The following is a 24,852-nucleotide window of genomic DNA, read 5'->3' on the forward strand; positions in this document are numbered from 1 at the left end:
GGTCTACGAGGCCGAGAAACAGGCGCAGATGCCGGGCGCAGGGCAGGCCGAAAGGGCCACGGTGGAAGAAGCCGTAAGGCGCGTGCGGGACGCGATGCAAAGCGAGGATTCCGCCCGCATCCTGCAGGCTGTCGAAGCCTTAAGCGCGGCGGTCGCCGCGCTCAGCGCCGCCTCCATGCAGAATGCAGCTTCTGGCCAGTCCGCCAATGGCGCCTCCGGCGACCAGCAGAGTCGCGAGCAGGAGGAGAACGTGGTCGATGCGGAATTCAGCGACGTGGATGAGGGCCGGCCATGAAAAACCGCCTCAAAACCGAGATGAATGGCCTGCGGACGGGCGAGGAGCCGCAATCCACGGCAGACGGGCCCGATGACCGCTCCATCCCGCCCGAGGCGGCCGATGCGGGCGAGGCGAGCCCACCCGACGCCGCGCCGGAGGCCGAAGAGCAGCCCGATGTCGGGGATCTTGAGGATCGCCTCATGCGCGCCCTCGCGGAGCAGGAAAACATTCGCGCGCGCGGCCGGCGAGAGATGGAACGCGCCGTCCAGTTCGCCGGCTCGCAACTGAGCGCGGATCTGCTGGACACCGCCGACAATCTCCAGCGCGCCATCGGCAGCATCCCTGAATCGGCATTGGCCGATACCACGATCCGACAGCTTTTCGAAGGACTTCTGGCCACCGAACGGGCCCTCCTTGCGGCATTCGCAAGGCATGGCATCGTGTCAATAGACGCTTTAGGGAAGCCTTACGATCCGGCGCTCCATGAGGCGGTGCAAATCGTTCCCGACGAAGGCCAGGGGCCCGGGGTGGTTTCCGCCGTCTTGAAACCGGGATACATGCATCATGACAGGCTGCTCCGGCCGGCCGCCGTCCATGTGACGACGGGCGTTTGACGGCGCGGGAAGCCCCTGTGACCGCCGCAATTGCCTGAGCCCTTCTCCGCCCGGGTACCCTTCCTTTTTCAGCGCCTCCGAAGCGTCCTATATGCCGACAACGGCTTCCAGCTTCGGGTTGAGCTCGGCGCGCAACCTGCGAATGACGTCCGCAGCCTCGTCCTGGGTGAACCCGGCCAGCAGCAGCGTCTGATCCGCGAGCGCCAGACCTGCGGCAAGATCCTCCTGGAACACAGCCGTCGCGCCGGCCTTTGCCAGCTCCTCCGTGCCACGCGCGTCATCCGCGCTGACAAGGATCGCGGCTGCGGGGTTTTGCTGCCGGATAGAGGCGAGGAGCCCGCCGACATGCGGGCGGCGGTCGAAGGTCACGACGGCCAACCTCGCTCGCTCGATGCTCGCGGCACGAAGGATTTCCGGGCGGCTGGCATCCCCGAACAAGACGCAATATCCGGCGTCCTTGGCCTCGGCAAAGCGCCGCCCATTATTTTCGATACAGAGATAGGGGAGGTTGGCGGCATCGGCGGCCAGCACCACGAGACGGCCGACCCGCCCGTAACCACAGATCACCACATGATCTTTCAGCGTCGGCGGAGGTTCGGCGCGGGTGGCTTCGCCGGGTCGCAGCACCCAGCTTGGCAGCATCTGCAACAGGTGCGTCTTGTTTCGGATCAGGACCGGCGCCAGAGCCATGCTGATGATGAGGGCCAACAGCGCAGGCTGCCCGATCTGCCGGTCGATCAGCCCCGACAATGTTGCCGTGCTGAGCAGCAGGAGCCCGAACTCGCCGCCATGCGCGAGCACGATCGCGACCCGCAGGCTGATCTCCCGCGACCATCCCATCATGCGCCCGACGAGCATCGTGATGGCCGCTTTGCCGAGCGTGAACACCAGGAGCCAGGCGAACACCGCGAGGGGGTGCTCGATCAGCACGGAGGGGTTCACCTGCATACCGATGGTGATGAAGAACAGTCCCAGCAGCACATCGCGCAGCGAGCGCAGCTCGGCCTCGACCTGATGGCGGAAGTCGCTTTCGCCGATCGCCATTCCGGCGAGGAACGCTCCGATGGGAGCGGACAGGCCGGCGAGGCTTGCGGCGGCGGCGGTGCCGAGGGCGATGAGGAGGACACAGAGCAGGAACAGCTCCTCCGAGCCCACGCGCGAGATGCGTGCGAGGATGATGCGGAAGGCTGGCCGGCCGATGAAGGAGATGCCGGCGAGGACATGGCCGCTATGATGACCCCGCGCAGGATCTCCGCGCCGGGGTCGCCGGCGGACTGACTGGTGCCGAGGAGCACCAGGAAGGCGATTGCGGCCAGGTCCTGGAACAACAGGACGCTGATCGCCCGCCGCCCATGCGGCGAGGCGAGGTCGCCCTGGTCGGCGAGCTGCTTGGCGCTCAATGCCGTCGAAGACATCGCGACCGCGCCGGCGAGGATCAGCGCGCCCTGCCAGCTCATGCCGAACGCCATGCCGAAGGCGCCGACGACAACGGTCGTGATGCCGACCTGAAGTCCGCCGCCGCCGAGAACATCGCGGAGCGCGTCCTTCACCGCCGAGAATGAAATATCGAGGCCCGTCATCAGCATGAGCAGGACGATCCCCAGTTCGGCCAGGAACAGGATCTCCCCGTCGGCCGAGAGCAGCCCCAGGCCGTAAGGCCCGATGAGAATGCCCGCGACGATGTAGCCGATCGCCCCCGGCAAGCGCAGTGCGCTGACGAGCCCGACGAGGCCGGTCGCGGCAGCGAGCACGAGGACGCTTTGCGTGAGATGCTCGCCGACCATCATCAGCCTCCCTGCTTTCGCAGCCGCCAGCGTGTCTCTTCGTTCTTATGCACGCCGTCGGCCACCACCTCGCCAGGAGGCGGCGCCACCGGAGGCCGAGCCAGGATTCCCGTCCAGCCCGGCGGATCGCTGGCGGGAAACGACTCGTTGCTCGCGCGTTCGACGCAATCGTCCTTGTCTTCATCTTCGGGCATGGTCGCTCCCTGTTCCTGTGCCGGCGCTATCCGGATCACCCGGTCATTGTTCGCCAGGGATGATGGGACTTCCCCGCGGGCCAGGCGGCGACGAAGGCCTCGAGATCGGGATCAGGTCTTTCCGGGAGCATGATCCGCAGCTTCACATATTCGTCGCCGCGGCTGCCGTCAGCGCGGCGTACGCCCTTGCCTTTGAGACGCAGGGTCGATCCGGTATTCGACCATTTCGGCACCCGCACAGTCGCCGAGCCGGTCGGCGTCGGCACCTTGATGCGCCCGCCGAGCACGGCCTCGGACAGCGAGATTGCCACCTCGACATGAATATTCTCGCCGCGCCGGGTGAGAGAGGGATGCGGCCGGACTTCGATCTCGATCAGCATATCGCCACGGCGCCCGTCCGGACCTGGGTCGCCCCTGCCGCGCAGGCGCAGGATCTGGCCGTCGCGCGTGCCGGGCGGGATGTTGACCTCGATCGTATCGCCACCCGGCAGAGACAGGCGCTGCGCCGCCCCGTTCACGGCGTCGAGAAAATCGACATCGAGGCGGTAGCGGACATCCCGGCCGCGGGACGGGAAAGGCGCGCTGCCGGTGCGTCCGAAGAAATCCGAGAAAAAGTCTTCGGCGTCGAAATTGGCAAATCCGGAGCCTGATCCGTCGTCGGCAAAACCTCGATTGTGGCCAGCAAAGCCGTTGGCATTTCGCCTCGCCCCGGCCCCGGCACGCTGATGGCGCTGGCGCGGCCGCTCGGCGCCGGATGCGTCGATCTCGCCCCTGTCGAAGCGGGCCCGCCGCTCTTCGTCGCTCAGGAGCTGGTAGGCCGACGAGACATCCTTGAAGCGCTGCTCGGCCGCCGCATCGCCTGGGTTGACGTCCGGGTGCACCTCCTTGGCGAGGCGGCGATACGCCTTGCGCAGGTCCTCGGCCGAGGCACCGCGCTGCACGCCTAGCGTCCTATAGGGGTCCGCGCCGCTCACCTCGGTCATCGCTCCTTGAAACTGCTGCCCGTTGACTGTCCCACACAGCATGACGGCGCGCATCCTCAGTGGCGCTGACGCGCGTCAGTGGCCCTCGCCAGGTGTCCTGGCATGCTGCTGCAATCGGTGGCTTCCCAGTGAGGCCACCCCGCAACAAGGAGTGCAACATGCTGTCCGAATATGCAGCCCCCGCCGCCCGGTGGCCGGACCTGTTCCGCGATCTCAGGCGCAGACAGGACGACTTTGGCAGGCCTTTCGGGGGCTTGAGGCTCACCCAGGCGGTGGACTTCCCACCGGTCAACATCTGGACCTCTCCCGATGGAGCGCTGGTCACTGCGCAACTGCCGGGGGTGAGCATGGATCAGATCGACGTCACTGTTCACAAGAACACTTGTTCGATCCGCGGCAGACGCCCGCTGGAAGTCGTCGAGGAGGGCACGGTGGTTCATCGCCAGGAGCGGCCGCATGGCGAGTTCGGGCGCGTGATCGTGCTGCCGTTCCGTGTTGATGCCGACAAGGTCTCGGCAAGGTTCGACCGTGGCGTGCTTCGGCTGGAGCTGCCGCGGCCCGACGAGGATCGGCCGCGCAAAGTCCGCATCGCCCACGACTCATAGGAGGTCATCCGATGACTGTTCAACAGCAGACAGCCTCCAGAAACGGCGCGGCGGCCGATCAAGGCAGTGACGCGGCGAGTGGAAACGGGCGCAGCGTCGAGCAGACCGTCCCGATGCCCAGCTTCGCGCCTCCCTCGGACATTTACGAGACGAAGGAGGACGTACAGCTCTATCTCGACATGCCCGGCGCCGATCCCTCCTCGCTCGATGTCACCCTCGACCGGCGCATCCTGGCGGTATCGGCGCGGTGCCAGCCCTGGCGGCCGCAGGGATATACGCTCATCGCCGCCGAATATCAGGACGGGAACTATGAACGGTCCTTCGTTCTGTCCGATCAGCTCGATGGCGAGAAGATCGAGGCAAACTTCAAGGATGGCGTGCTGTGCATCCGCGTGCCGAAAGCCCCGCCCTCGCAAGCCAAGAAGATCCCCGTCAATGCAGCTTAAGGAGAGAGACATGGCACAGACACAATCGCAGACGCCAGCCACCCAACAATCGCGCAACGGCGGCAGCAACGCGCCGGCGACGACCGCCGGACAGAGCGGCAGTGGCGGCCGCGGCATGCAGACCAGGAGCGGCGGCCGCGACCCGGTCACGATGCTCAGGTCCGACATCGACCGTGTATTGGACAGCTTCTGGCGCGGCTTCGACCTGCCCATGATGGGCCTGGTCAACTCCGCGCTGTTGAGCGGCGACACGATGCCCATCAACATGCGCGAGACCGACAAAGAGGTCGAAATCACCGCCGAGCTGCCCGGCTTCGAGCCGGACGAAATCGACGTCATGGTAACGGATGGGGCCGTAACCATCCGCGCCGAAGGTGAAACCTCTCAGGATGTGAGCGACAACGGCTACATTATCCATGAGCGGCGAGTGGCGCGCTTCGAGCGCACGCTACCCCTTCCCGACAATGTCGACCCCGAAGCCATACAGGCAAGCTATCGCAACGGGGTGCTGACTCTCAGCATTCCCAAGACGAGCGATAGCGACAACGGATCGCGGCGCATTGCCGTGCAGTCGAGCTGATTCACGCGGGCGAAAGGGCGCCTGGGAACCGCAGTCACTCCCAGGCGCCGAATTTTTGAGGTCGACCATGCGATCCGACGAGGAAATCAGGCGCGATGTCGAGGATGAGTTGAAGTGGACCCCGACCGTCGGCGACGCCGATATCGCCGTCTCGGTGAAGAACGGCATTGTGATGCTGACCGGCTTCGTGCCGGACTTTACCAGCCGCTTCGAGGCCGAGGCCGCCGCAAAGCGGGTCGCCGGGGTGATCGGCATCGCCAACGACATCGAGGTCCGACTGCCTGCCATCGACGAGCGCCCTGATCCGGCCATAGCCCGCGACGCGGTCGCGGCGCTGGCGTTGCAACTGCCTTCCTCCTGGGAACAGATCAAAGTGGTCGTGAAGAGCGGGGTGGTCACGCTCGACGGCGAGGTGGAGTGGGATTTCCAGCGCAAGATCGCTGAAGAGACGGTCGGACGCATTCGCGGGGTGCGCGAAATCCGCAATCTGATCCGGGTCAATCCACGCGTCAGCCCCGAAGCGATCAAGCAGAAAATCAAGCAAGCCTTCCTGCGCAGCGCCGAACTCGACGCCGAAAATATCAGGGTCGAAGTGGAAGGCCATCGCGTCGTTCTCGAAGGCACGGTGCGGTCCTGGGCAGAGCGCGAGGCGGCCGAGCGAACCGCATGGGCCGGTCCCGGCATCGCCCTTGTCGAGAACCACATCGCCGTCAAGGTCTGACGTCAGGCCGCGGACACCCGCTCTGCCAAGGGCGCAAAATCGCCAACGAGTCAAAGATGAAACATAACACATCGTCTGCGCCGAACTCGCCTCTGCCGGAGGGACAGCCGGCGCCTGACTTTACCCTGCATACGACGCCCGACCAGACGGTCGCGTTGCGGGACTTCCGCGGCCAGCCGGTCATTCTCGCATTCTATCCGGCCGATTGGAGCCCGGTCTGCGGCGACCAGATGGTGCTCTATAACGAGATCTTGCCGGAGTTTCGCAGACACAATGCGGCGCTGATCGGCATCTCGGTCGATGGCGTCTGGTGCCACCTGGCCTTCGCCCGCGACCGCAAGCTGCAATTCCCACTGGTGTCCGATTTCGAGCCCAAGGGCCGGATCGCCAAGACCTACGGCGTCTACCGCCATGGCGATGGCGTTTGCGAGCGCGCCCTGTTCGTCCTCAATTCCGAGGGGGTCATTCACTGGCGGCACGTCTCCCCGATCGGGGTCAATCCCGGTGCGGACGGCATCCTCACCGCGCTCGAAAGTCTTGAGATGGAAGGAGCTACCTCATGAAGAATGCACCTACGGTACTGACGCTGCCCGTCGGGCCGCGTGATCATATTATCGGGAACCCGGATCCGCTGGTCACCCTGGTCGAGTATGGGGACTATCAATGCCCCTTCTGCGGCCAGGCCCACGTCGTGGTCTCCGAGCTGATCCGGCAGTTCGGCCCCGAACTGCGCTATGTCTTTCGGCATTTCCCGATCACGACCATCCATCCCCATGCCGGGCTTGCTGCCGAGGCCGCCGAAGCCGCCGGCGCGCAAGGCAAGTTCTGGGAGATGCACAATATGCTCTACACCCATCAAGAAGCGCTCGACCCGCCAAGCCTCACGCGCTATGCGGGCCTGCTCGGGCTGGATCTGCCCCGGTTCACGAGTGAGCTGGCTCAGCACGTGCATGCTCCGCGCGTGCGAGAGGATTTTATCAGCGGTGTTCGCAGCGGCGTGAACGGCACGCCGTGTTTCTTCATCAACGGTGTTCGCCACGACGGGGCCTGGGATTTCGAGACTCTGGCTGTTGCGATCGCGGCGGCTAGCGCGCCGGTTCCCGCCGCCTGACGGCGGCGACCCGGCGATCCTGGTCACGCACCAGCCAGTAGACGACGCCAAGCGACAGCATGGCCGCGCTCAGGGCAAAGATCTTGCCCGCCTCCGCGCTGCTCAAGTCCAGAATGATCAGTTTCCTGAGGATCGCCAGCATGGCGAGCAGCACCACCGTACGCACCTGCACAATGCTGTCCCGGCGTTCGGCGATCACCAGGAGCGAACGCTTGAACTCCAGGCCGATGATCACGGTGAAGATCATCCCGAACAGCGCCTGGAACACGCTGTTGTCGCCGGGATCGCGCGGCCCACTGAAGATCAGGACAAAGAGGATATTCAGCGCCAAATTCCAGACGGCGGCCACCACGATGATCGCGATGAGGGCGGTCAAGATCAGGACGACCGCCTGCTCGAACTTCTCGTAGAAGGTCAGCGCCTGCCACTGCTCCTTGGCGGCCCTGATTTCGCTTCGAACCGTCATGTGCCCCTCCAGACCTGCGCCTGTCGGCAGGCCGTTGATCGCTAAAGCTTGGGGGACATGCGAGCCGGACCGCCCCCAATGCACGTCATCATCCTGTTTGCCCCGGCCGAGATCGTGCGGGCCGGGGGGCGTTACCACTGCCGCGCTATCGTGTGCGCGCGGGCAACGAGAAGGCGCGAGGATAGGATCCTCGCCCCGCGGCCGCGTTCAGCCCAATAATCAACTGGTCTGGTATCTGAACTCGTCGAGTTTCTCGAGCTGCTCCTTAGAGGCTCCGGGCAGGGTGATCTTGTTACCCAGATCGTCGATCTGAAGCTGGTCGTAGCCGACGGCGACGAGCCGGCCGCCGACGCCGAGGAAGCCGCCGACCTGGATAATGGCGAAGAGCACCTGCTTTTTATCGATGATAATCTCGTCGAGCGAGCCGATCTTCTCATTCTTATCGTTCCTGACCTCCTTGCCGATCAGGCTGCTGGCGCGATAGCCCTTGGCTATGACCTTCACGTCCAACTGCAGGAGTTGCACGCCCTGGGCACTCGCCGGGTGGGGCTGTGTGGTCAGCACGCCGCTGCACATCGCCGCGACGATCAGCGCCGCACCGACACGAAGCCTTGCGCCGGCGAATGGGCGGAAGCTACCGAGAGCGGTGGCGGCAGCCTGCGAATTGCTAAGTCTGGTCACAATAATCTCCTTCTGTGAGTGAGGTTGAGGGGTTACGGTCGTCACGCATCGTGCTTCATGCGCTCTGTGCGGCGGCCGCCACGTCTTGCGGGGTCTCATGGCGCCGCGAGCGCAGGCGGAAGGCCAGGATGAGCATGGCGACGTTAAAGGCCGCGACATAGATGCCCAGCCACCAGGTGAGCACGATGGCTCCGACGGGCGGTGCCGCCATGAGAAGAATGCCGAACACGACGGAAAGGAAGCCGCTAAGCCCCATCCATCCCCGGCCATAGCGCCGGTTCAGCCGCAATGCCGTCGCAATCATCAGCGCGCCCGAAACGATCGACCAGACAGCGATGATCAGTACGAAGGCGAGGATCGTGATGCCGGGCCACAAGAGAGCGAGAGCGGCGACGCCGATCCGCAACAACCCTTCGACGACGAGCAGCGCCCAGCGCTGTCCTTGTCTGGCCTCCCGCACCGCCGAGATGATAGCCAGCACACCATCGACCAGCATGTACGCGGCAAACAGCATCACGAGCGCGAGCAGCGTGATCTGCGGCATGACGATAGCGATGACGCCGAAGAGGATGCCAAGCACACCGCGTAGGGCGATGAGCCACCAATTCTGCGCCAGCACCGTGCTTTTGACATCGTTTAGCCAGTCGTCCGAGACGCTGGCTTGGCGTTTGCGGCGAACATTCACTTCCGCCGTTCCGGTGTCACTCATGATCAAACTCCTTGAGGGCATCGCAGGGCCAGCATGACGGAGCGATCCCTCAAATGCATAAGAACCTGGAGCGGTGCGGAGCACGATGACGGCTGTCAGCTTGGCCGCTCCGCGCATCAACCGAGGCGGGGTTTCGGTCTCCCAGGTGAAGCGGCAGGGCGGGGTTCGAGCTTGATGGGGGCCGGCCCCTGCTCGGCGGCATGGTGGGTCGGCGCGGCCATTTGTGCGAGGAGCGCACAAGCGCCGCCGGGCTCAGCGGAACGTCACGAGGGGCGCCGCTTGCATCCGGGATGAGGAAGGCGGGTTCGCGATGAGCGGACTTCAGCCCCAGGACGCATCTTCATGATCGTGGCCGGCGCGCTGCCGAAGCGTGTAAAGGATCGGATAGTCGGTATAGCCCTCTTCGGCGCCGCCATACATGGTCGACGGATCGACTTCGAGGAGCGGCGCGTCAAGCAGGAACCGTACGACCAAATCCGGATTGGCAATGAAGGGTTTGCCAAACGCCACCATATCGACGCGTCCCTCCGCGATCGCCGCGTTGGCCCGCTCCTTGTCGAAATGGTAGTTTGCGATGTACAGGCCGCCAAATGCTCGTCTGAGCGTTGCATAATCAAACTCCGCCACCGGCTTGCCCGTGGTGTCTCCCTCGATGACATGCATATAGACGAGGCCGCGCCGGCCCAGCTCGCCGGCCACGTAATTGAACAAAGCTTGCGGATTGCTGTCGCGGATGTCGTTGGCGGTCACCTGGGGAGAGATGCGCACGCCCGTGCGCTCCGGCTGCGCGACGCGCGCCACGGCGTCCACGATCTCCAGGAGGAAGCGGGCGCGGTTCTCGATACTTCCGCCATAGTCGTCGGTGCGCTCGTTGGTGCCATCGCGCAGGAACTGGTCGATCAGATAGCCGTTGGCGCCGTGGATCTCGACGCCGTCGAAGTCCGCTGCAAGTGCATTCCGTGCCGCCGTCGCGTATGCCTCAACGATGCTTGGGATTTCATCCCGGCTGAGCGCCCGAGGCGTGGGATGCGGCTGAAATCCGTCCTTCGTAAAGGCCTGCCCTTCGGCGCGGATCGCGGAGGGCGCAACAGGGGCCACCCCGCCGGGTTGAAAGCTCGAATGGGAGATCCGGCCCACGTGCCAGAGCTGCAGGAAAATGCGGCCGCCCGCAACGTGCACGGCCCGCGTCACCATCCGCCATGCCTCGATCTGCTCGGCCGAGTGGATGCCCGGCGTCGAAATATAGCCTTGCCCCTCTGGCACGATCTGCGTCGCTTCGGCAATAATCAAACCCGCGCTTGCCCGCTGGGCATAGTAAAGCGCGTTCAGCTTGCTGGGGACATTGCTTTCTTGCGCCCGGCTGCGCGTGAGCGGCGCCATGACAGCGCGGTTCTGACGTTCGTAGGGACCGATGACGATCGGCGTGAAGAGGTCGACGCTCATAACTATCCCGCCTTGTTGCTGGGTGAAGATCGCTGCCGAAAGACAATCAGAGACGGCGGCGCACCGCCGTGACGGGCGTCAATTTTTGCTTAAGCTGGCCGCCTTCAAATGCCGCTCGGCGATCTCGCGAAGGGCGGCTTCGGTCAGCGCCCGGAGCTCGGTGTCGACGAACGCGGTGATCCGGCCCAGCAATGAGGGCTGATGCCGCTCGATGAAGGCGCGCAGCACACTCATGGCACTGCTACTGCCTTTGGCGTCACCGACGACAAGCACCTCGGGCTCATCCTGCAGCGCCTTGATGATGGATTTATAATAGCCGGGGTCTTCCGGCGCGCGCTGGCCCCGATAGTCGTCGGAGTGCTTCAGGCGCAGATTGTCCCGGTGATGTTGCGGATCATGCGGATGGAAGCGTTTCACGCGGGCAAGCGGCCCGCCGGGGTGCTCCTGTCTCCAAAGCGCTGCCTCGTGGTGGTCGATGGTCAGGACAACGCCGGGCAGCGGCTCGGGGGGCGGTGCCGGAGCTGGCTCGGGGTGGTCGGGGGTTATGCCGGCGGCCCGGAAGAATTTGCGGACCTTGACCACCTCGTCCTTGTCCAGCGTCTGCTCGCGCGGCAGCAGGAATTTGAGCTGCCGATCCCCGATCGAGAACACGATGTGGCCGTTCTTCAGCTCCTCGACCTCGCCATAATGGCGCACAAGCGCGAACACCTCCCGCCATTCCAGATTGGCCGGCTCCGGATGGCCGAAAAGCTCGTCCAAGGTCTTGCGCAATTTCCCGCTGAGATGCGGCATCTGACGGCTCCTGCTTTAGAGGATCGCTCACGGCGACATGGAATGACGAGCGTTGGACTAAGTGCCGCCGTGGCACTGACGGCGTCGCCTACGCTGCTTGGGAGAGTTGCTGCCCGTTGATGGCGAGGCGGCCGTTCACGACCGACACCCTAATCGTGTCGCCGTCTTTGGCCGTGCCGGAGAGCAGCATCATCGCCAGCGGGTTCTGCAACTCGCGCTGAATCACGCGCTTGAGCGGCCGGGCTCCATAGACCGGATCATAGCCCGCAGCCGCGAGCCATGCCTTGGCCGCCTCGTCGATTTCGAGAGTCAGCTTGCGCTCGAGCAGCAGCTTCTGCAGGTTCCTCAGTTGGATGTCGACAATGCGCGTCATCTCCTTCCGCCCGAGCCGGTTGAAGAGGATGATCTCGTCCAGCCGGTTGAGGAACTCCGGACGGAAGGCGCGCTGCACCACTTCCATGACCTGCCCGCGGGCGGCCTCGGCGGGCTGATCTTCGAGCAGCGCCGCGAGATATTCGGCGCCCAGGTTCGACGTCAGCACGATGATGGTGTTGCGGAAATCGACGGTGCGGCCCTGTCCGTCGGTCAGCCTGCCATCGTCGAGGACCTGGAGGAGGATGTTGAAGACGTCGCTATGCGCCTTCTCCACCTCGTCGAACAGGATGACCTGGTAGGGACGCCGGCGCACGGCTTCGGTCAGCGATCCGCCTTCCTCATAGCCGACATAGCCCGGCGGCGCGCCGATCAGCCGGGCAACGGAGTGCTTCTCCATATACTCGGACATGTCGATGCGCTGCATGGCGCGCTCGTCGTCGAACAGGAACTCGGCGAGCGCCTTGCACAGTTCGGTCTTGCCGACACCGGTCGGCCCCAGGAAGAGGAAGGAGCCGATCGGCCGGTTCGGGTCGTGCAAACCGGCGCGGGCACGGCGGACGGCGTCGGAGACGGCGCGGATGGCGGCCTCCTGCCCGACGACCCGCTCGGTCAGCTTTTCCTCCATGTGGATGAGCTTCTCGCGCTCCCCTTCGAGCATCCGGTCGACGGGGATGCCGGTCCAGCGCGACACGACCTCCGCGATCTCGACGTCGGTCACCTCCGGCTTGAGGAGCTGCCCCTTGATGCTGGAGGCTTCCTCCAGCTTGCGCTCCAACTCCGGGATGATGGCGTACCGCAGCTCCCCTGCGCGGGTCAGATCGCCGCGGAGCTGGGCGGCCTCCAGCTCGTTCCTCGCGCGGTCGAGCTGCTCCTGGAGCTGCTTGACGGCGGCGAGATTTTCCTTTTCCGCCCGCCACTGAGCGGTGAGCTCGGCCGCCTGGCGTTCCAGCTCGGCGATCTCCTGTTCCACCTTCTCGAGCCGTTCCCTCGAGGCCTGGTCCTTCTCCTTCTTCAGTGCCTCGCGCTCGATCTTGAGCTGGATGATCCGGCGGTCCAGCTCGTCGAGTTTTTCCGGCTTGGATTCCGCCTCGATGTGCAATCGGCTCGCCGCCTCGTCGATCAGGTCGATTGCCTTGTCGGGAAGGAAGCGGTCGGCGATGTAGCGGTGCGAGAGCGTCGCCGACGCGATGATGGCGCTGTCCGCAATGCGCACGCCGTGGTGGATCTCGTATTTCTCCTTGAGCCCCCGAAGGATGGAGATGGTCTCCTCCACCGACGGCTCGCCGACGAAGACCGGCTGGAACCGCCTGGCAAGCGCGGCATCCTTTTCGATGTTCTTGCGATACTCCTCGAGCGTGGTGGCGCCGATGCAATGCAGCTCTCCGCGCGCCAGCGCCGGCTTGAGCATGTTCGACGCGTCCATCGCCCCTTCCGTCTTGCCGGCGCCGACGAGCGTATGCAGCTCGTCGATGAAGAGGATGACGTCGCCGGCTGAGGTCACCTCCTGCAGCACGGCTTTGAGCCGCTCCTCGAACTCGCCCCGATATTTGGCGCCGGCGAGCAGCAGGCCGAGATCGAGCGAAAGCAGCCGCCGGTCCCTTAGCGTGTCGGGGATGTCGCCCTTGACGATGCGCTGGGCCAGCCCTTCGACGATGGCGGTCTTGCCGACGCCGGCTTCGCCGATCAGCACGGGGTTGTTCTTCGTCCGGCGCGCCAGCACCTGGATCGTGCGCCGGATTTCCTCGTCGCGCCCGATCACCGGATCGAGCTTATTCCGGCGCGCCTCCTCGGTGAGGTCGCGCGTGTATTTGCGCAGGGCGTCATAGGCCTGCTCGGCGGAGGCGCTATCCGCGGTGCGCCCCTTGCGCAGCTCGGCGATTGCGGCATTGAGGGCCTGCGGCGTGACGCCCGCCCGCTTGAGAATATCGGCGATCGCGGAGCCGGCGGCCATGGCCAGCGCCAGCAGCGCATATTCGCTCGTGACGAAGCTGTCACCCGCCTTGAGGGCCATCTGCTCGGCTTGATCGAACAGCCGCGCGGCTTCCGGGCTCATATAGATCTGACCGCTGCCGCCCTCCACTTTCGGCAGTTTTGCCAGCTCGCGCTCGATCTCCTGCTTCACCTGTTCGGGGCGGCCGCCGGCCGCGGCGATGAGATTGGCGGCAAGGCCATTCGGGTCGTCGAGCAGCGCCTTGGCAACATGGAGCGGCGTGAACTGCTGGTGTGAACTGCGTAGGGCGAGGCTCTCTGCGGCCTGCACAATGGCTTTGAGGCTGTCGGTGTATTTCTCAATCTGCATGGCGTTCCCTCATCGCTGTCGGAGCATTGGGCGTGCCTTCGGTCGAAGGCTGCCGATCCACAGCATCGTCCGAGAGCGCTGACCGCGGCCCTTTTATTCCGGGGAAACGCCGAGGAGGGCGCGATGACGCCTGTCAGCGACGAATGCGAATCTTTGCTGCACGCAGAAAACCAACCGAGGAGCCCATCCATGTCGACGACCGATAGCCGCCACGATGAAATGTTCCCTAAGCTCGACCTCGGTGAGATCGACCGGCTCCGCCGGTTCGGCACCGTTCGGCGCTACCGGCCCGGCGAGGCGCTCTTCATTACGGGAGAGGTCGCTCCAGGCATGGCCGTACTGATCCGCGGCTCGGTGCGGGTCGTACGGCGCGATCCGCTCGGGCATAGCGCTCCCATCGTCGAGCAGGGGCAGGGCGAGTTCGTCGCCGAGGTCGGGCAATTGTCGGGCCAGCCGGCCCTGATCGACGTCGACGCCATCGAGGAGGTGGAAGCCCTTGTAATCCCGCCTAAGAACCTGCAGGCGCTGATGATCGAGGAGGCCGAACTCGGAGAGCGGATCATACGGGCCTTGATTTTGCGGCGCGTCGCGCTGATCGAGGCTGGAGCCGGCGGCCCCGTGCTGATCGGCCCTGAATCCAGTCCGGACGTCATCCGGCTGCAGGGGTTTCTCGCCCGCAATGGCTATCCGCATCAACTGCTCGATCCGGCGCAGGACCGCGATGCGGCGGAACTGGTGAGACGTTATTCCCCTGATTCTTCGGATCTGCCGCTTGCGGTGTGCCCCAAGGGAACGATTTTGAAAAATCCAAGTGAGGCGGAGCTGGCGAAGGCCCTCGGAATGGTGCCGATCGAGGAATGCGATCGCACCTACGACGTCGCGGTCGTCGGCGCCGGACCCGCCGGTCTCTCGGCCGCCGTCTACGCTGCCTCCGAGGGGCTCTCGGTGATCGTGCTCGATGCGCGGGCCTTTGGCGGCCAGGCGGGAGCGAGCACGCGGATCGAGAACTTTCTGGGCTTTCCGGCCGGAATTTCCGGACAGGCACTCATGGCGCGCGCTCATGTTCAGGCGCAGAAATTCGGTGCCGTCATGGCGATCCCTAGCGAAGTCACTCGCCTCGATCTGGCCGAAACACCGAAAACGCTGCACTTAGGGGACGACCGCTCTGTCGAGGCATCGATGGTGGTGATCGCGACCGGCGCACGCTACCGGCGTCTCGACGTGCCGAATTTCGACGACTTTGAGGGGCGTGGCATCTGGTACTGGACGTCCCCCGTCGAAGCTCGCCTGTGCCGCAACGAGGAGATCGTACTCGTGGGCGGCGGTAATTCCGCGGGCCAGGCCGCCGTTTTCCTGCGGAGCTTCGCCAAGAAAATTTGGATGCTGGTGCGCGGCCCTAGCCTTGCCGAAAGCATGTCGCGCTACCTCATCGACCGGATCCGGGCGACCGAGAATATCGAGGTCCTTACCAACACGGAAATCGTAGGGCTTTACGGGAGCGCGGAGAGACAATTGGAGCGCGTGCGCTGGCGCAACAACGTCACCGGCGAGGAAACGGAGAAACCGATCCGCCATGTGTTCCTGTTCATCGGCGCCGAACCGGCGACGGCCTGGCTGAAGGACAGCCGCATAGCGCTCGATTCAAGAAACTTCATTCTGACGGGCTCGGACGTCTGGCCATCAAAGGACGGTTCGTCCGAGGGGAGCGATGGCCGCCCCCTGCCGCTGGAGACGAGTGTGAAACGCGTCTTCGCCATCGGCGACGTACGCTCTGGATCGGTAAAGCGGGTCGGCGCCGCCATGGGTGAGGGCGCCACTGGCGTAGCCGAACTGCATGCCAGTATGGCCAAAGGCACCCACCGATAAGCTCGGAGAGGCGCAGACTCGCGGCCGCCGCGCTTTCACTCACACGCATCAAGGCTTGCGCGCATATATGACGTCGACCGTCGTGGTTTCCTTGACGTCACCCGTGATTTTCGTCGGTGACTTCGTAAGTCCAGCGATCGCCGGGCAGAACGCCCGCGACATCGGCCGTCTGCGCTGTCGCCGACGGCCGGGTGGCCCGTAGAGCGGGACGATGGGCGACATCCGCCGCCTATCATCGTCCCGCTCCGAGTCTCACGCGTTCAGTTCCGCTGTGTCTGCCACCATTTTGAGAAGTCTTTGAACATTTTTTCGCGCTCGGTTTCGGTGCGGGGCCCGAGCGAGGTCTTGACCGCGTAGTCGCGCATGAAGGCTTCGAAGGCGACGCGCAGGTCCGTCGTGTCATTGGACGTGGCTTGAACATTTTGATCGAGCCATTCCTGGGCGGGCTTGAAGCGCTGCCAGCCGATGACCTTCGCCGCCAGATTCACGCTGGTCCATTTCGGATGCCTCGCCGGATTGCGGAATTCCGCGATATTGGAGAAGAATCGCTGGACGAATTTCTCGAGCTTCAAATAGCGCTCGGATTTCTCCGGCCAGTTATACACCGCGAGAACGATGATCGTCGCCAGGGTCGGCACGGTCTTTCCGGCCGGAATCAATTGCGGATATTGTTTGCTGGTCAATTCGGACGGCAAATAGATCGAGGTCAGCTTCGCATGCTGCGCATCGGTCAGCGTCGCGGTGTCGAGCGGCAACAGGTGGAAGCCATCTTCGGGCTTCACCGTGCTGTAATCATTGTGAGGCGCACCGCTCATCCGCGCGACGGCATCGATCTCGCCGCTGCGCATTTTTTCGATCGCGGCGGCATCGTCCAGATAGACCGGCACCACTTCGACGCCCAGCACCTTGAAGATGTTTTCGGCGGCCAACGATGTGATGCTCTCCTGCTTCCAGAAGCTCACCTTCTTGCCCCGCAAATCCGCGTAGGATTTTATGCCCTGGTGCGTCAGCAGGTGAAACTCGGCGTTCATGAGGTTGCAGATGTAATTGATTCGGCTCTCTAAATTCCCGTAGAGAATCGGGTCTTGCTCTTTGTAATATTGCAGATAGGCGGCATCGGTGATGCCCATGTCGATGCCTTTCAGGAAAAGCATGTCATGGATGTTCTGACCGCCGCCGCTGCCCAGCAGCGGCAGCACGCGCAAGCCGCCCAGGCTGCGGTCGTCCAGCACGTCCTGCATGTCCTGGGCAAAGCGGGTATAGGTACTGGATGCAGATGAGGCGATGATGGTCACGCTTGAAGCGTTCGCCTGCTCTTTCGCGGCTTGGTATTTCGACTGAGGCGTGTTGGCGTTTTGAGCGGCGGCGCCGCCGCAAATCGACAATTGGCATAGACACAGGCTAGCGCCCAATAGGGCGGCACGAACAAGACCCATTCCCGTTGCTCCCTCACATTTTTATTTGCCACGACCCGGCTTCCTATTGGATATTCGTGGGACGTGGAATTTCCCCCTATTATGAGTAGCTTGCGGGATAAGCATTCGTCAAGTTATTGAATGCAGTTTGCGGTCGATTCATCTGCTGAACCGTCGTCGCCCAAGATTTTGAGCAATCGAGCGAAGTTGCGGTGCGATCGTGCCGTCGGCGTTGTTGCCGTGTGCTTGAGCGATATTTCACGTTGACTGAATCAACTTTGGCCGCCACGTGGATTTTGGGCACGCCGCCAGCGTGATTGGCGAGGCAAGGCACCGCGCCACGCTGCCGCCGGCCGAGGGCATCACTGATATGGAAGCGCGGAGGTGAAGGCCGCTGCCGGATATTCGAGCTGTTCGACGCCGCTGTCATAGCCGAACGCGATGTCATCGATGACGAAGCGGCGGATACCTATGACCGGATCGATGCGAATCTTTCGCACCACGAGATCGTCCGGCAACACGAGCTTGATGTGGTTTTCCCCCGCTGCCAGCGGGATGGGCAGGACGCGCCCCGCCTCGAACATGTCCGCCGCTATCCGCCCTTTTCGCGGGGGGAGAAAGATTTCAAGCCGAGTCGGTGCTTTGACGGTCACCGAGAGGCGCAGGCAGGGCGAACCGCTGCCCCCTTCGGGCAGGTCCAGAACGACCCATGGGTCGACGCCGCTGGAGACGAATTTGCGGCCGCTGCGGCTCAACTCATGCATCTGCTCATCGGCGAGCGCATCGGCCATGTTCTCCTTGCCGAAGATGCAGCGATTGGCGGCCTTGCGGTTGTTGGCGATGATCGCTTGTCCCAGCGCCCCGTTCACGCCGTAGGGCCCATCTCCGAAGCGGAGGGGAAGGCTGCGCTCGACCGATTCGACGATCAGCAGGCTGGGATTGCGGAGCACGACATTGTCCAAGCCCTCCACCTTGCGCATGTGGAAGCGGTTGGTGCCCTTGAACACCGCTTCGATCAACGGCGCGACGTAGAAATAGAAGGAATCGTGGATGATGGCGGTGGTGCGCGCGTCGATGGCGGCCCGCGCCACGAAGCGCGTGTCATCGGCATTGTTGGGCAATGGGCTGAGATCGGTGCCGGCGAGCTTCAGCATGCGCCGCATGTCGCTGGGATGACGGTAGGCTTCCGGCAGGGGGACCGCTTCGGGGAGTTCCCGTGACGGGATTTCCAGTGTCGCGGCGGCGAGTTGGCGGATGGCGACGGCGCCGCCATAGAGGTTCCAATGGGTATCCGTCTGGAAGTACAGCGGCACGCCTGCCGCCTTCACCGCGTCCAGCGCGGTTTTGTGATCGATGAGGCCGGGCGCCCGTTCCGCCGCGAGCGCGCGCCACCTGGCGCTGTTCTGCGCCTTGCACTTCCAATAGATCGCCGAGCGCGGGTCAAGCTGCTCGGGGTAGAGGGCGGATTTGTCCGGCGCGACGGTGAAGAACAGCCGCATCCCGGTCGGCTTGGCGATGCCGGTCAGGAGGTCCATTTCATTGAGCAGCGTCGTCCAGACCCGGTCCTCCAGGCACCGCCCGCCCCAGAATTCCTCCTTGTAGAAAAGCCAGCCGTCGCGGCCGGAGACGACCAGCGGCGTGTCGACATAGCCGGCCACATTATAGGCCAGCCAGCTTCGAACGCCGATCAGCGTTTCGCGGAGTTGCGAGCGCTCCAGAATTTCGGCCGCGAGGCCCTTTTGCGGGTCCGTTGCGCTCCGCGGCGCCAGGCGCGGCTTCAGCAAATCCATCATGAGCGGGTTGCCCTGGCTGGACGGGGCCACCCCGAAGGCGTAGATCGCCAGGACCGGCGCGAAGATCAGGCTTAGGAAAACCGCGCAGGTTGCCAGATGCAGCGCGCCCGGCGTGACTCGGCGGGGCAGGGCCGCCCTGCCTGCCGCCAGCAGGGCGAAAATGCGAGCGGCGGGGGCAAGGGAAGCGGACACTGCAAAATCCTCAGCTTTCTTGAATGTGAATGGTTCGGCCTGGGGGAAGATCTCGGCGGGCGAAGGGGGTTAAAACCTCCAATACAGAAACGGGCTGTAGGATTGGGAGAATGCGATCGTCGCCGCGACCGTGAAGCAGGCCGACATATAGGCCATGCGCGTCGCCGCCATCAGCGGGCGGTCGGTCGACCGGAACAGCCAGGCGGCATGCGAGGGCGCGCGCGGCATGACGAAGATCGCCATGGCCCCGAGAAAAATCACCAGAACCTGCGGTGACATCGCGGCCCGGACGGCGGGGAGGACATCGAAGCTGTTGGCGGCGAAGGGAGAGGCCATGGCGGCGAGAAAGGCGCCGGCCTGCCCAAGATCGGCGGCGCGGAACAGGATCCAGCCCACCAGGACCACCGGCAGCGCGTAGACATAGCGCAGCCAGCCTTGCGGCATCGCCTTTGCCTTCTCGCCGAGCGCGAGCCGTTCGAGAATGAGGAACAGCCCGTGATAGAGGCCCCAGAGCAGGAAGGTCCAGGCCGCGCCGTGCCAGAGGCCCGTCAGCAGGAACACGATCAGCAGATTGCAATAGGTGAGGACCGGGCCGCGCCGGTTGCCGCCCAGCGGCTTGTAGACATAGTCGCGAAACCAGCTCGACAGCGAGATGTGCCAGCGCCGCCAGAATTCGGTGATGGTGGCGCTGGAGTATGGTCGCGCGAAATTCTCCGGGAAGCGCACGCCGAGCATCATGGCGAGGCCGATCGCCATGTCGGAATAGCCCGAGAAGTCGAAATAGATCTGGAGGGCGAACGCCACCGAACCAACCACCGCCGTCAGGCAGTTGAGCTCGGCGTTGGGGACCGAGAAGGCGGCGTCCGCGAGCCCCGCGACGCCGTCCGCGATCAGCAGCTTCTTGATCAGGCCGTGGGAGAAGCGCGCCGCGCCGGCGCTGAAAAGGTCGAGTGACCGTTGCGGGGACAGCAGGTCCGCCGCGACGTCCGTGTACCGGACGATCGGCCCGGCGATCAGTTGCGGAAAGAAGCTCTTATAGGCGCCGTAGCGCACGAAATCATGCTCCGCCGGAACCGAGCCCCGGTAGACGTCGATCAGATAGGAAATGCCCTGGAAGCAGAAAAAGGAGATGCCGAGCGGCAGGACCAGATCGTGGAACCAGCCGCCGAGGCCGCCGGCCACCGGGACGCCGAGCTGCGTCAGCAGAAAACCGATATATTTGTAGAAGACCAAGAGGCCGACATTGCCGGCAATCAGAAGGGTGAGCTTGGCCCGCGATGGCTCTCGCTCGAGGCTGAGCGCGCCCGCATAGTTGAAACCGATGCTGAGCAGCAAGACCAGGACATGGTAGCCGGACGACCAGAAATAGAAGAACAGGCTGCTGGCAAAGAGAAATCCGAGAAAATGGCGCGTCCCGGCAAGCGGCAATCCCAACAGCAGAACGACGGGCAAAAAGACAAACAGAAACGATTGGTCCGAAAACGGCATGGTCGGCGCGTCCGTCCGTGAGGAAGTCGAAGCGGGCTCGAGAGGGCGCGTTCCCAAGAAAAACGGGAACAGTGAATCTGAAACAAGCGGATTTTAACGAAGCAACTGATGAAGAACCGAAATGGCTGCGCCACCTTAAGTTGCGCAGCCATTGTGTTCAGTCAAGCTGGTATCGCGGTCCGTTCACAGATATTCTGCATGCGATAAAAGCGGAGCGGCGGCCCAACGGCCAAATTGCCGATCAGCGAGGATGCAGCTCAGGACGCCGCGCCGCGCCATGGCGGATATCGTCCAGCAGCAGGCGGGCGGTCCGCAGGTCGAGCGTGCCGAAACCCTCCTCAAACTGGTCATAGACCGACGAGAGCGCCATGAACGCCTCCTCGGTCCTGCCGGCTCTGTGCCAGAGGCCGGCAAGGCTGGTGGCGGCGCGCAGCTCCCAGGATAAGGCGCGTTGCTGGCGCGCCGCCTCGCGTGCTTGCAGAAAATGCGACTCGGCGGCGGCGAGCGCCGCGGGCGTCGCCAGCAAGCGGTACACCTTGCCTTTGATGCGCAGCAATTCCGGCAGGACCCAGAGTTCTTCGGTGCGTTCGGCCCAGTTCAGGGCTTCGTCGATGGCGGCACGCGCCTCGGTGGTCTGACCGTTCGCCGCCAGACCATAGGCCAGCACGCCGAGAAAGGCCGGGTAGCGCAGGCCGTATTTGGCGTCCCGGATTTCGTCGATCGCGATTCGCAGATGCGGCAGGCCGGAGAAATCGCCGCGCTTGATATCCAGCAGGCCGCGAAGGCACACGCCCACCTGTCTGCTCACCGGCAAAGCGTGTTTCGCCAATTGCTCCGAGAGCATCGTCAGCGCGCGCTCCGCCCGGGGCAAGTCGCCGACATAGAGCGCGATCGGGCAAGCCGCGTGGACCAGCACGCTGCAAAGGCTGAGCACATGATCCGAGGCGAGGGCAGCCTCCAGGGAGCGATCCGCCGCGCGCAGGGCCTGATCCGGAAAGCCCTGCAGCCAGAGGATGTTGGCCATCGTGCTCTGGGTCACCGCGCGCTGATCGAGCTGGAAGCGGGTGATCTGCGGGCGCTGCGCCGGTGCGGCGCTGCGGCTCAGCATCGCATCGAGGCGGAGGCGCGCATTGGGCTGGTCGCCCAGATAATGCAGCGCAGTGGCGATCAGCCGGCCGGCACTGAGCAGGGCGGCGCGGTCGTCGTTCTCCTCGGCGATGCCATGGAAGCGCTCGGCCAGAGTAAGCGCCGCCCGGTAGTCGCCGATATAGATGCGGTAGATGGTCAGGCCGCAAAGCACGCGGAGCTGATATTCGACATCGCCGATGTCCTCGGCCATCCGGAGGGCGGCGGTCCAGGCGGCGTCGGTCTCGGGCAGCGGACCGTGCGCATAGAGCAGCGCCGCGCCAAGGGCGGCGTAAAGCTTCATCCTGTCGCGGTCGCCGGAGGGCTTGGCCACGGCCTCGCTCGCAAGCGCCCGCTCGACGCAGATCCGGCATTCGTCGAGCAGCGATAAATGCATCCATAAGGGGATCGCCGCGACCGTCAGCGCGACGCCGATGGCGGGGTCGCCGCCTTCGGAAAACGCCCAGCTCAGCGCATTGCGGACATCGTCGATCCGGCGGCCGTAATCCGCCAGCCAGTCCGCCGCGGGACGCGCCTCCCAATCGGCGGCGGCCCGCGCGAACAGATCGCGGTGGTGCTCGGCATGGCGGCGCATCGAGGCGTCGAGCTCGCCGTCCTCGGCAAGCTTTTGCAGGGCATAGGCGCGCGTGGTGCCGAGCAGCCGGTATTGCACCACCGCGTCGCTGATATCGGCGGAGATCAGCGATTTGGCGACCAGATTGGCCACGCAGTCGATGACCTCGGGAACGGAAAGTTCGGCCCCGGCGGCGACGGCGCCCGCCGATTGCAGCGAAAACGCGCCCGCGAAGACGGACAGCCGGCGCAGGGTCGTGCGCTCGTCCGCCGAGAGCAGGTCGTAGCTCCAGTCGAGCGCGGCGGCGAGGCTGCGATGGCGCGGGCAGAGCGCGCCGCGGCGATGCTGGCTCAGCAGGCGGAAGCGGTCGTCCAGCAACGCCGAGAGCTCGCGCACCCCGAAGGCGTCGATGCGGGTGGCGGCCAGTTCGATGGCAAGGGCGATGCCCTCGAGCTTGCGGCAGATATCGGCGACGGCGGGCGCGTCGGCGTCGCCGAATTCGAAGCCGTCGAGGCACTCCGCGGCGCGTGCGACGAAAAGCTGGACCGCGGGATAGGTGAGGGCTTCGGCGGCGGTCAGCCCGGATGACAGCGGAGGGCTTTCCAGCGGCGACAGCCGGTGCACGCGCTCGCCCTTGGCCCGCAGCGGCTCGCGGCTGGTGGCGAGCACATGCACGCCGGGCGCGCCGCTGATGATCTGCTCGGCAGTCGATGCCGCGGCCTCGATGACATGCTCGCAGCTATTCAGCACGAGCAGCATCTGCTTGTCACGGAGATAGGCCGTCAGGGCGGTGGCGGCATTGTCGGATGGGATGGTCAGGCCGAGCGCCGAGGCGAGCGCGCTGGCGACGAATTGCGGATCGCGCAGCGGAGCGAAATCGACGAGCCAGACGCCATGCGCGTAGGCGCCGATGGAGGCTTCGGCGACGGCGTGCGCCACCGTCGTCTTGCCGATGCCGCTGGCGCCGACAATGGTGACGAACTGGCCCTGCGGCAATTGCTTGCGCAGAGCATCGATCGTCTGGGCGCGGCCGATGGCGCGCGTCCAGGACGCCGGCAGATTATGGCTGTGCTCGGCGCTGCGTGGCTTGGGGGTGGGGACGCCCGGTCCTGAATATTCCACGTGGGCGACGAAGCGGTAGCCTCGCCCGGGCACGGTGGCGACATAGCGGCGGCCCGGCTTGCTCTCGCCGAGGGCGCGCCGCAGCGCGGCGACATTGACCTTGAGATTGCTGTCTTCGACGACCGTGTCCGGCCAGACGCGGGCCATCAGCTCGTCCTTGGTGACCAGCGTGCCCGGGCGCTCGACCAGACCGGCGAGAATCTCCAACGCGCGGCTGCCGACCCGGACGGGCGCCTCCCCGTCCAGCAAAAGCTGTTGTGCCGGAATGAAACGGAAAGGGCCGAACGAGAATACACGCTCAGCCAAGCCAGTCGACCAGACGGCCACGCCCATATTTACCTCTCGTTTAACTTCTTCGAAAAGTAAGCGTTCATCGATTCTATTAAAGTTGTGTCAAAAGAAAATGCCTCTAACTGATTGTTTATGCCGAATAATACTATGGAAGCGATTTGGTTTTGTCCAGCCCCGGCGTCTCTCGCGAGGGAACAGGCATGGTGATCGCCGATGTGGCGGAGCGGCGCCGGTCGGAGCGGCGTCGGCCGGAAACGGCTTGGTGGCTTAGTGTTTTGGGGAAGGTTGGTTGCGGGCGCATGGCGCCGCGACGCCGGCTCGAGGCTTCGGAGAGCGAAGCCCAGGTTGGGGCAAGCGGAGCCGGCGGCTTTCCGCGTCAGCGGGCCAAGCGCGTGAATACGAAATCGTGGTCTTTCACCAGAGACTGATGGCAGGCCCAGCAGGTCTGGTGCTGCGCCTCATCGACGGGCTTGCCATCGATGAAGCGGCCGAAACCCCAGCCGCCGCTATCGGGATATTTCCGGGCGTCCTTGACCATGACCTGAACCGTCGTCGCGGCGCCGGGGACCGAGGCTGCCTCGAACTCCGGAGAGGGCACGTGCTTCCAGGCCAGCTTGACGAGAATGGTGCCGTCCGGGAAGGGCAGGGTGCCCTCGCGATAGGCTTTGAGCGCGATGGGGTTGCCCAGGATGCCGCGCAATTCGTTCAGCGGCTCGGCTTCCTGCGCGACGCCGACCAGCTCCCATTGCCGGTAGCCTTCCGGGATGGTCACGCCGTAGACCGGCGAGGCTTCGCCCGCCGCGCCGGGGGCGCCAAGTGACATGGCGGCAAAGCCGGACGCCGCCGCCATGGCCGCCGCGAACATTCCGAGATGGGTCAATTTCATGAGCGTGTTCCTGTAGCGCC

The 24,852-nt window shown here is 64.5% G+C and carries 23 protein-coding genes and 1 pseudogene; 9 read left to right on the forward strand and 15 right to left on the reverse strand.

The annotated features are described in order from the left end of the window. The coding region (locus BLEFHOIH_RS26710) for a hypothetical protein (protein WP_245297037.1) at positions 1–295 on the forward strand (295 nt) is incomplete at its 5' end. Continuing rightward, positions 292–891, forward strand: coding sequence for a nucleotide exchange factor GrpE (locus tag BLEFHOIH_RS15865; protein ID WP_088347003.1), 600 nt, complete (start codon positions 292–294; stop codon positions 889–891). The genes BLEFHOIH_RS26710 and BLEFHOIH_RS15865, both read left to right, overlap by 4 nt. A gap of 87 nt (positions 892–978) precedes the next feature. Here the strand turns inward: BLEFHOIH_RS15865 and BLEFHOIH_RS27545 are convergent, their stop codons facing one another. From BLEFHOIH_RS27545 to BLEFHOIH_RS15875, 4 genes and pseudogenes are all read right to left on the reverse strand, one after another. Then, positions 979–2,343: a cation:proton antiporter gene (locus tag BLEFHOIH_RS27545; RefSeq protein WP_348626055.1), complete on the reverse strand. Its 1,365-nt coding sequence runs from the start codon at positions 2,341–2,343 to the stop codon at positions 979–981. After that, a pseudogene (locus BLEFHOIH_RS27550) lies at positions 2,226–2,678 on the reverse strand (cation:proton antiporter); the annotation flags it as partial. The pseudogene BLEFHOIH_RS27550 and the gene BLEFHOIH_RS27545, both read right to left, overlap by 118 nt. Further along, positions 2,678–2,869 carry a hypothetical protein gene (locus BLEFHOIH_RS26725; protein WP_088360732.1) on the reverse strand — a complete coding sequence of 64 codons (192 nt, stop codon included), beginning with the start codon at positions 2,867–2,869 and terminating at the stop codon, positions 2,678–2,680. The gene BLEFHOIH_RS26725 and the pseudogene BLEFHOIH_RS27550, both read right to left, overlap by 1 nt. A gap of 35 nt (positions 2,870–2,904) precedes the next feature. Continuing rightward, positions 2,905–3,852 (reverse strand): DnaJ C-terminal domain-containing protein, encoded by a 948-nt coding sequence (locus tag BLEFHOIH_RS15875; RefSeq protein WP_088347005.1) that lies wholly within the window; start codon positions 3,850–3,852, stop codon positions 2,905–2,907. A 158-nt stretch (positions 3,853–4,010) separates the two neighbouring features. On the opposite strand from BLEFHOIH_RS15875, the gene BLEFHOIH_RS15880 reads away from it, so the two are divergent. From BLEFHOIH_RS15880 to BLEFHOIH_RS15905, 6 genes are all read left to right on the forward strand, one after another. Beyond that, entirely contained in the window at positions 4,011–4,457 is a 447-nt protein-coding gene (locus BLEFHOIH_RS15880; protein ID WP_088347006.1) for an Hsp20/alpha crystallin family protein, read from the forward strand. An 11-nt stretch (positions 4,458–4,468) separates the two neighbouring features. Next, on the forward strand, positions 4,469–4,903 hold the full coding sequence (locus tag BLEFHOIH_RS15885; protein WP_245297038.1) for an Hsp20/alpha crystallin family protein: 435 nt from the start codon (positions 4,469–4,471) through the stop codon (positions 4,901–4,903). Positions 4,904–4,913: 10 nt separating this feature from the next. After that, positions 4,914–5,483, forward strand: a complete 570-nt coding sequence (locus tag BLEFHOIH_RS15890; protein ID WP_170937192.1) for an Hsp20/alpha crystallin family protein — start codon at positions 4,914–4,916, stop codon at positions 5,481–5,483. 67 nt (positions 5,484–5,550) lie between these two features. After that, entirely contained in the window at positions 5,551–6,204 is a 654-nt protein-coding gene (locus BLEFHOIH_RS15895) for a BON domain-containing protein (RefSeq protein WP_088347009.1), read from the forward strand. Positions 6,205–6,260: 56 nt separating this feature from the next. Then, positions 6,261–6,767, forward strand: coding sequence for a redoxin domain-containing protein (locus tag BLEFHOIH_RS15900; protein ID WP_088347010.1), 507 nt, complete (start codon positions 6,261–6,263; stop codon positions 6,765–6,767). After that, positions 6,764–7,315 (forward strand): DsbA family protein, encoded by a 552-nt coding sequence (locus BLEFHOIH_RS15905; protein ID WP_088347011.1) that lies wholly within the window; start codon positions 6,764–6,766, stop codon positions 7,313–7,315. The genes BLEFHOIH_RS15900 and BLEFHOIH_RS15905 overlap by 4 nt, the downstream gene beginning before the upstream one ends. Here BLEFHOIH_RS15905 and BLEFHOIH_RS15910 read toward each other — a convergent pair. The 6 genes from BLEFHOIH_RS15910 to clpB all read right to left on the reverse strand — a co-directional run bounded on the left by BLEFHOIH_RS15910 (position 7,290) and on the right by clpB (position 14,080). After that, positions 7,290–7,781, reverse strand: coding sequence for a phosphate-starvation-inducible PsiE family protein (locus tag BLEFHOIH_RS15910; RefSeq protein WP_088347012.1), 492 nt, complete (start codon positions 7,779–7,781; stop codon positions 7,290–7,292). The two genes, BLEFHOIH_RS15905 and BLEFHOIH_RS15910, sit on opposite strands and share 26 nt — an antisense overlap. Positions 7,782–8,000: 219 nt before the next feature. Continuing rightward, entirely contained in the window at positions 8,001–8,462 is a 462-nt protein-coding gene (locus tag BLEFHOIH_RS15915; protein ID WP_245297039.1) for a PRC-barrel domain-containing protein, read from the reverse strand. 55 nt (positions 8,463–8,517) lie between these two features. Beyond that, positions 8,518–9,171 carry an HdeD family acid-resistance protein gene (locus BLEFHOIH_RS15920; protein WP_088347087.1) on the reverse strand — a complete coding sequence of 218 codons (654 nt, stop codon included), beginning with the start codon at positions 9,169–9,171 and terminating at the stop codon, positions 8,518–8,520. 321 nt (positions 9,172–9,492) lie between these two features. Next, positions 9,493–10,614 (reverse strand): alkene reductase, encoded by a 1,122-nt coding sequence (locus tag BLEFHOIH_RS15925; protein ID WP_088347014.1) that lies wholly within the window; start codon positions 10,612–10,614, stop codon positions 9,493–9,495. Between the two features lie 78 nt (positions 10,615–10,692). Continuing rightward, positions 10,693–11,406, reverse strand: coding sequence for a hypothetical protein (locus BLEFHOIH_RS15930; protein WP_088347015.1), 714 nt, complete (start codon positions 11,404–11,406; stop codon positions 10,693–10,695). 88 nt (positions 11,407–11,494) lie between these two features. Continuing rightward, positions 11,495–14,080, reverse strand: a complete 2,586-nt coding sequence (gene clpB / locus BLEFHOIH_RS15935; RefSeq protein WP_088347016.1) for an ATP-dependent chaperone ClpB — start codon at positions 14,078–14,080, stop codon at positions 11,495–11,497. 189 nt (positions 14,081–14,269) lie between these two features. Between clpB and BLEFHOIH_RS15940 the strand changes: the two genes are divergently transcribed. Next, positions 14,270–15,946: an FAD-dependent oxidoreductase gene (locus BLEFHOIH_RS15940; protein ID WP_125461745.1), complete on the forward strand. Its 1,677-nt coding sequence runs from the start codon at positions 14,270–14,272 to the stop codon at positions 15,944–15,946. Between the two features lie 260 nt (positions 15,947–16,206). Here the strand turns inward: BLEFHOIH_RS15940 and BLEFHOIH_RS15945 are convergent, their stop codons facing one another. From BLEFHOIH_RS15945 to BLEFHOIH_RS15965, 5 genes are all read right to left on the reverse strand, one after another. After that, positions 16,207–17,382, reverse strand: a complete 1,176-nt coding sequence (locus BLEFHOIH_RS15945) for a TAXI family TRAP transporter solute-binding subunit (protein WP_088347017.1) — start codon at positions 17,380–17,382, stop codon at positions 16,207–16,209. A 341-nt stretch (positions 17,383–17,723) separates the two neighbouring features. Beyond that, on the reverse strand, positions 17,724–19,346 hold the full coding sequence (locus BLEFHOIH_RS15950; RefSeq protein WP_088347018.1) for a hypothetical protein: 1,623 nt from the start codon (positions 19,344–19,346) through the stop codon (positions 17,724–17,726). Positions 19,347–19,415: 69 nt separating this feature from the next. Beyond that, the gene (locus BLEFHOIH_RS15955; protein ID WP_088347019.1) at positions 19,416–20,834 is read right to left on the reverse strand and encodes an MBOAT family O-acyltransferase; all 1,419 of its coding nucleotides are present in this window, start codon (positions 20,832–20,834) and stop codon (positions 19,416–19,418) included. 241 nt (positions 20,835–21,075) lie between these two features. After that, positions 21,076–23,988: a winged helix-turn-helix domain-containing protein gene (locus tag BLEFHOIH_RS15960; protein ID WP_088347020.1), complete on the reverse strand. Its 2,913-nt coding sequence runs from the start codon at positions 23,986–23,988 to the stop codon at positions 21,076–21,078. A 334-nt stretch (positions 23,989–24,322) separates the two neighbouring features. Continuing rightward, entirely contained in the window at positions 24,323–24,832 is a 510-nt protein-coding gene (locus BLEFHOIH_RS15965; RefSeq protein WP_088347021.1) for a cytochrome P460 family protein, read from the reverse strand. Positions 24,833–24,852: the final 20 nt, after the last annotated feature.

Origin of the sequence: Rhodomicrobium sp. R_RK_3 (genome assembly GCF_002198715.1) — a bacterium.
Classification (GTDB): Bacteria; Pseudomonadota; Alphaproteobacteria; order Rhizobiales; family Rhodomicrobiaceae; genus R-RK-3.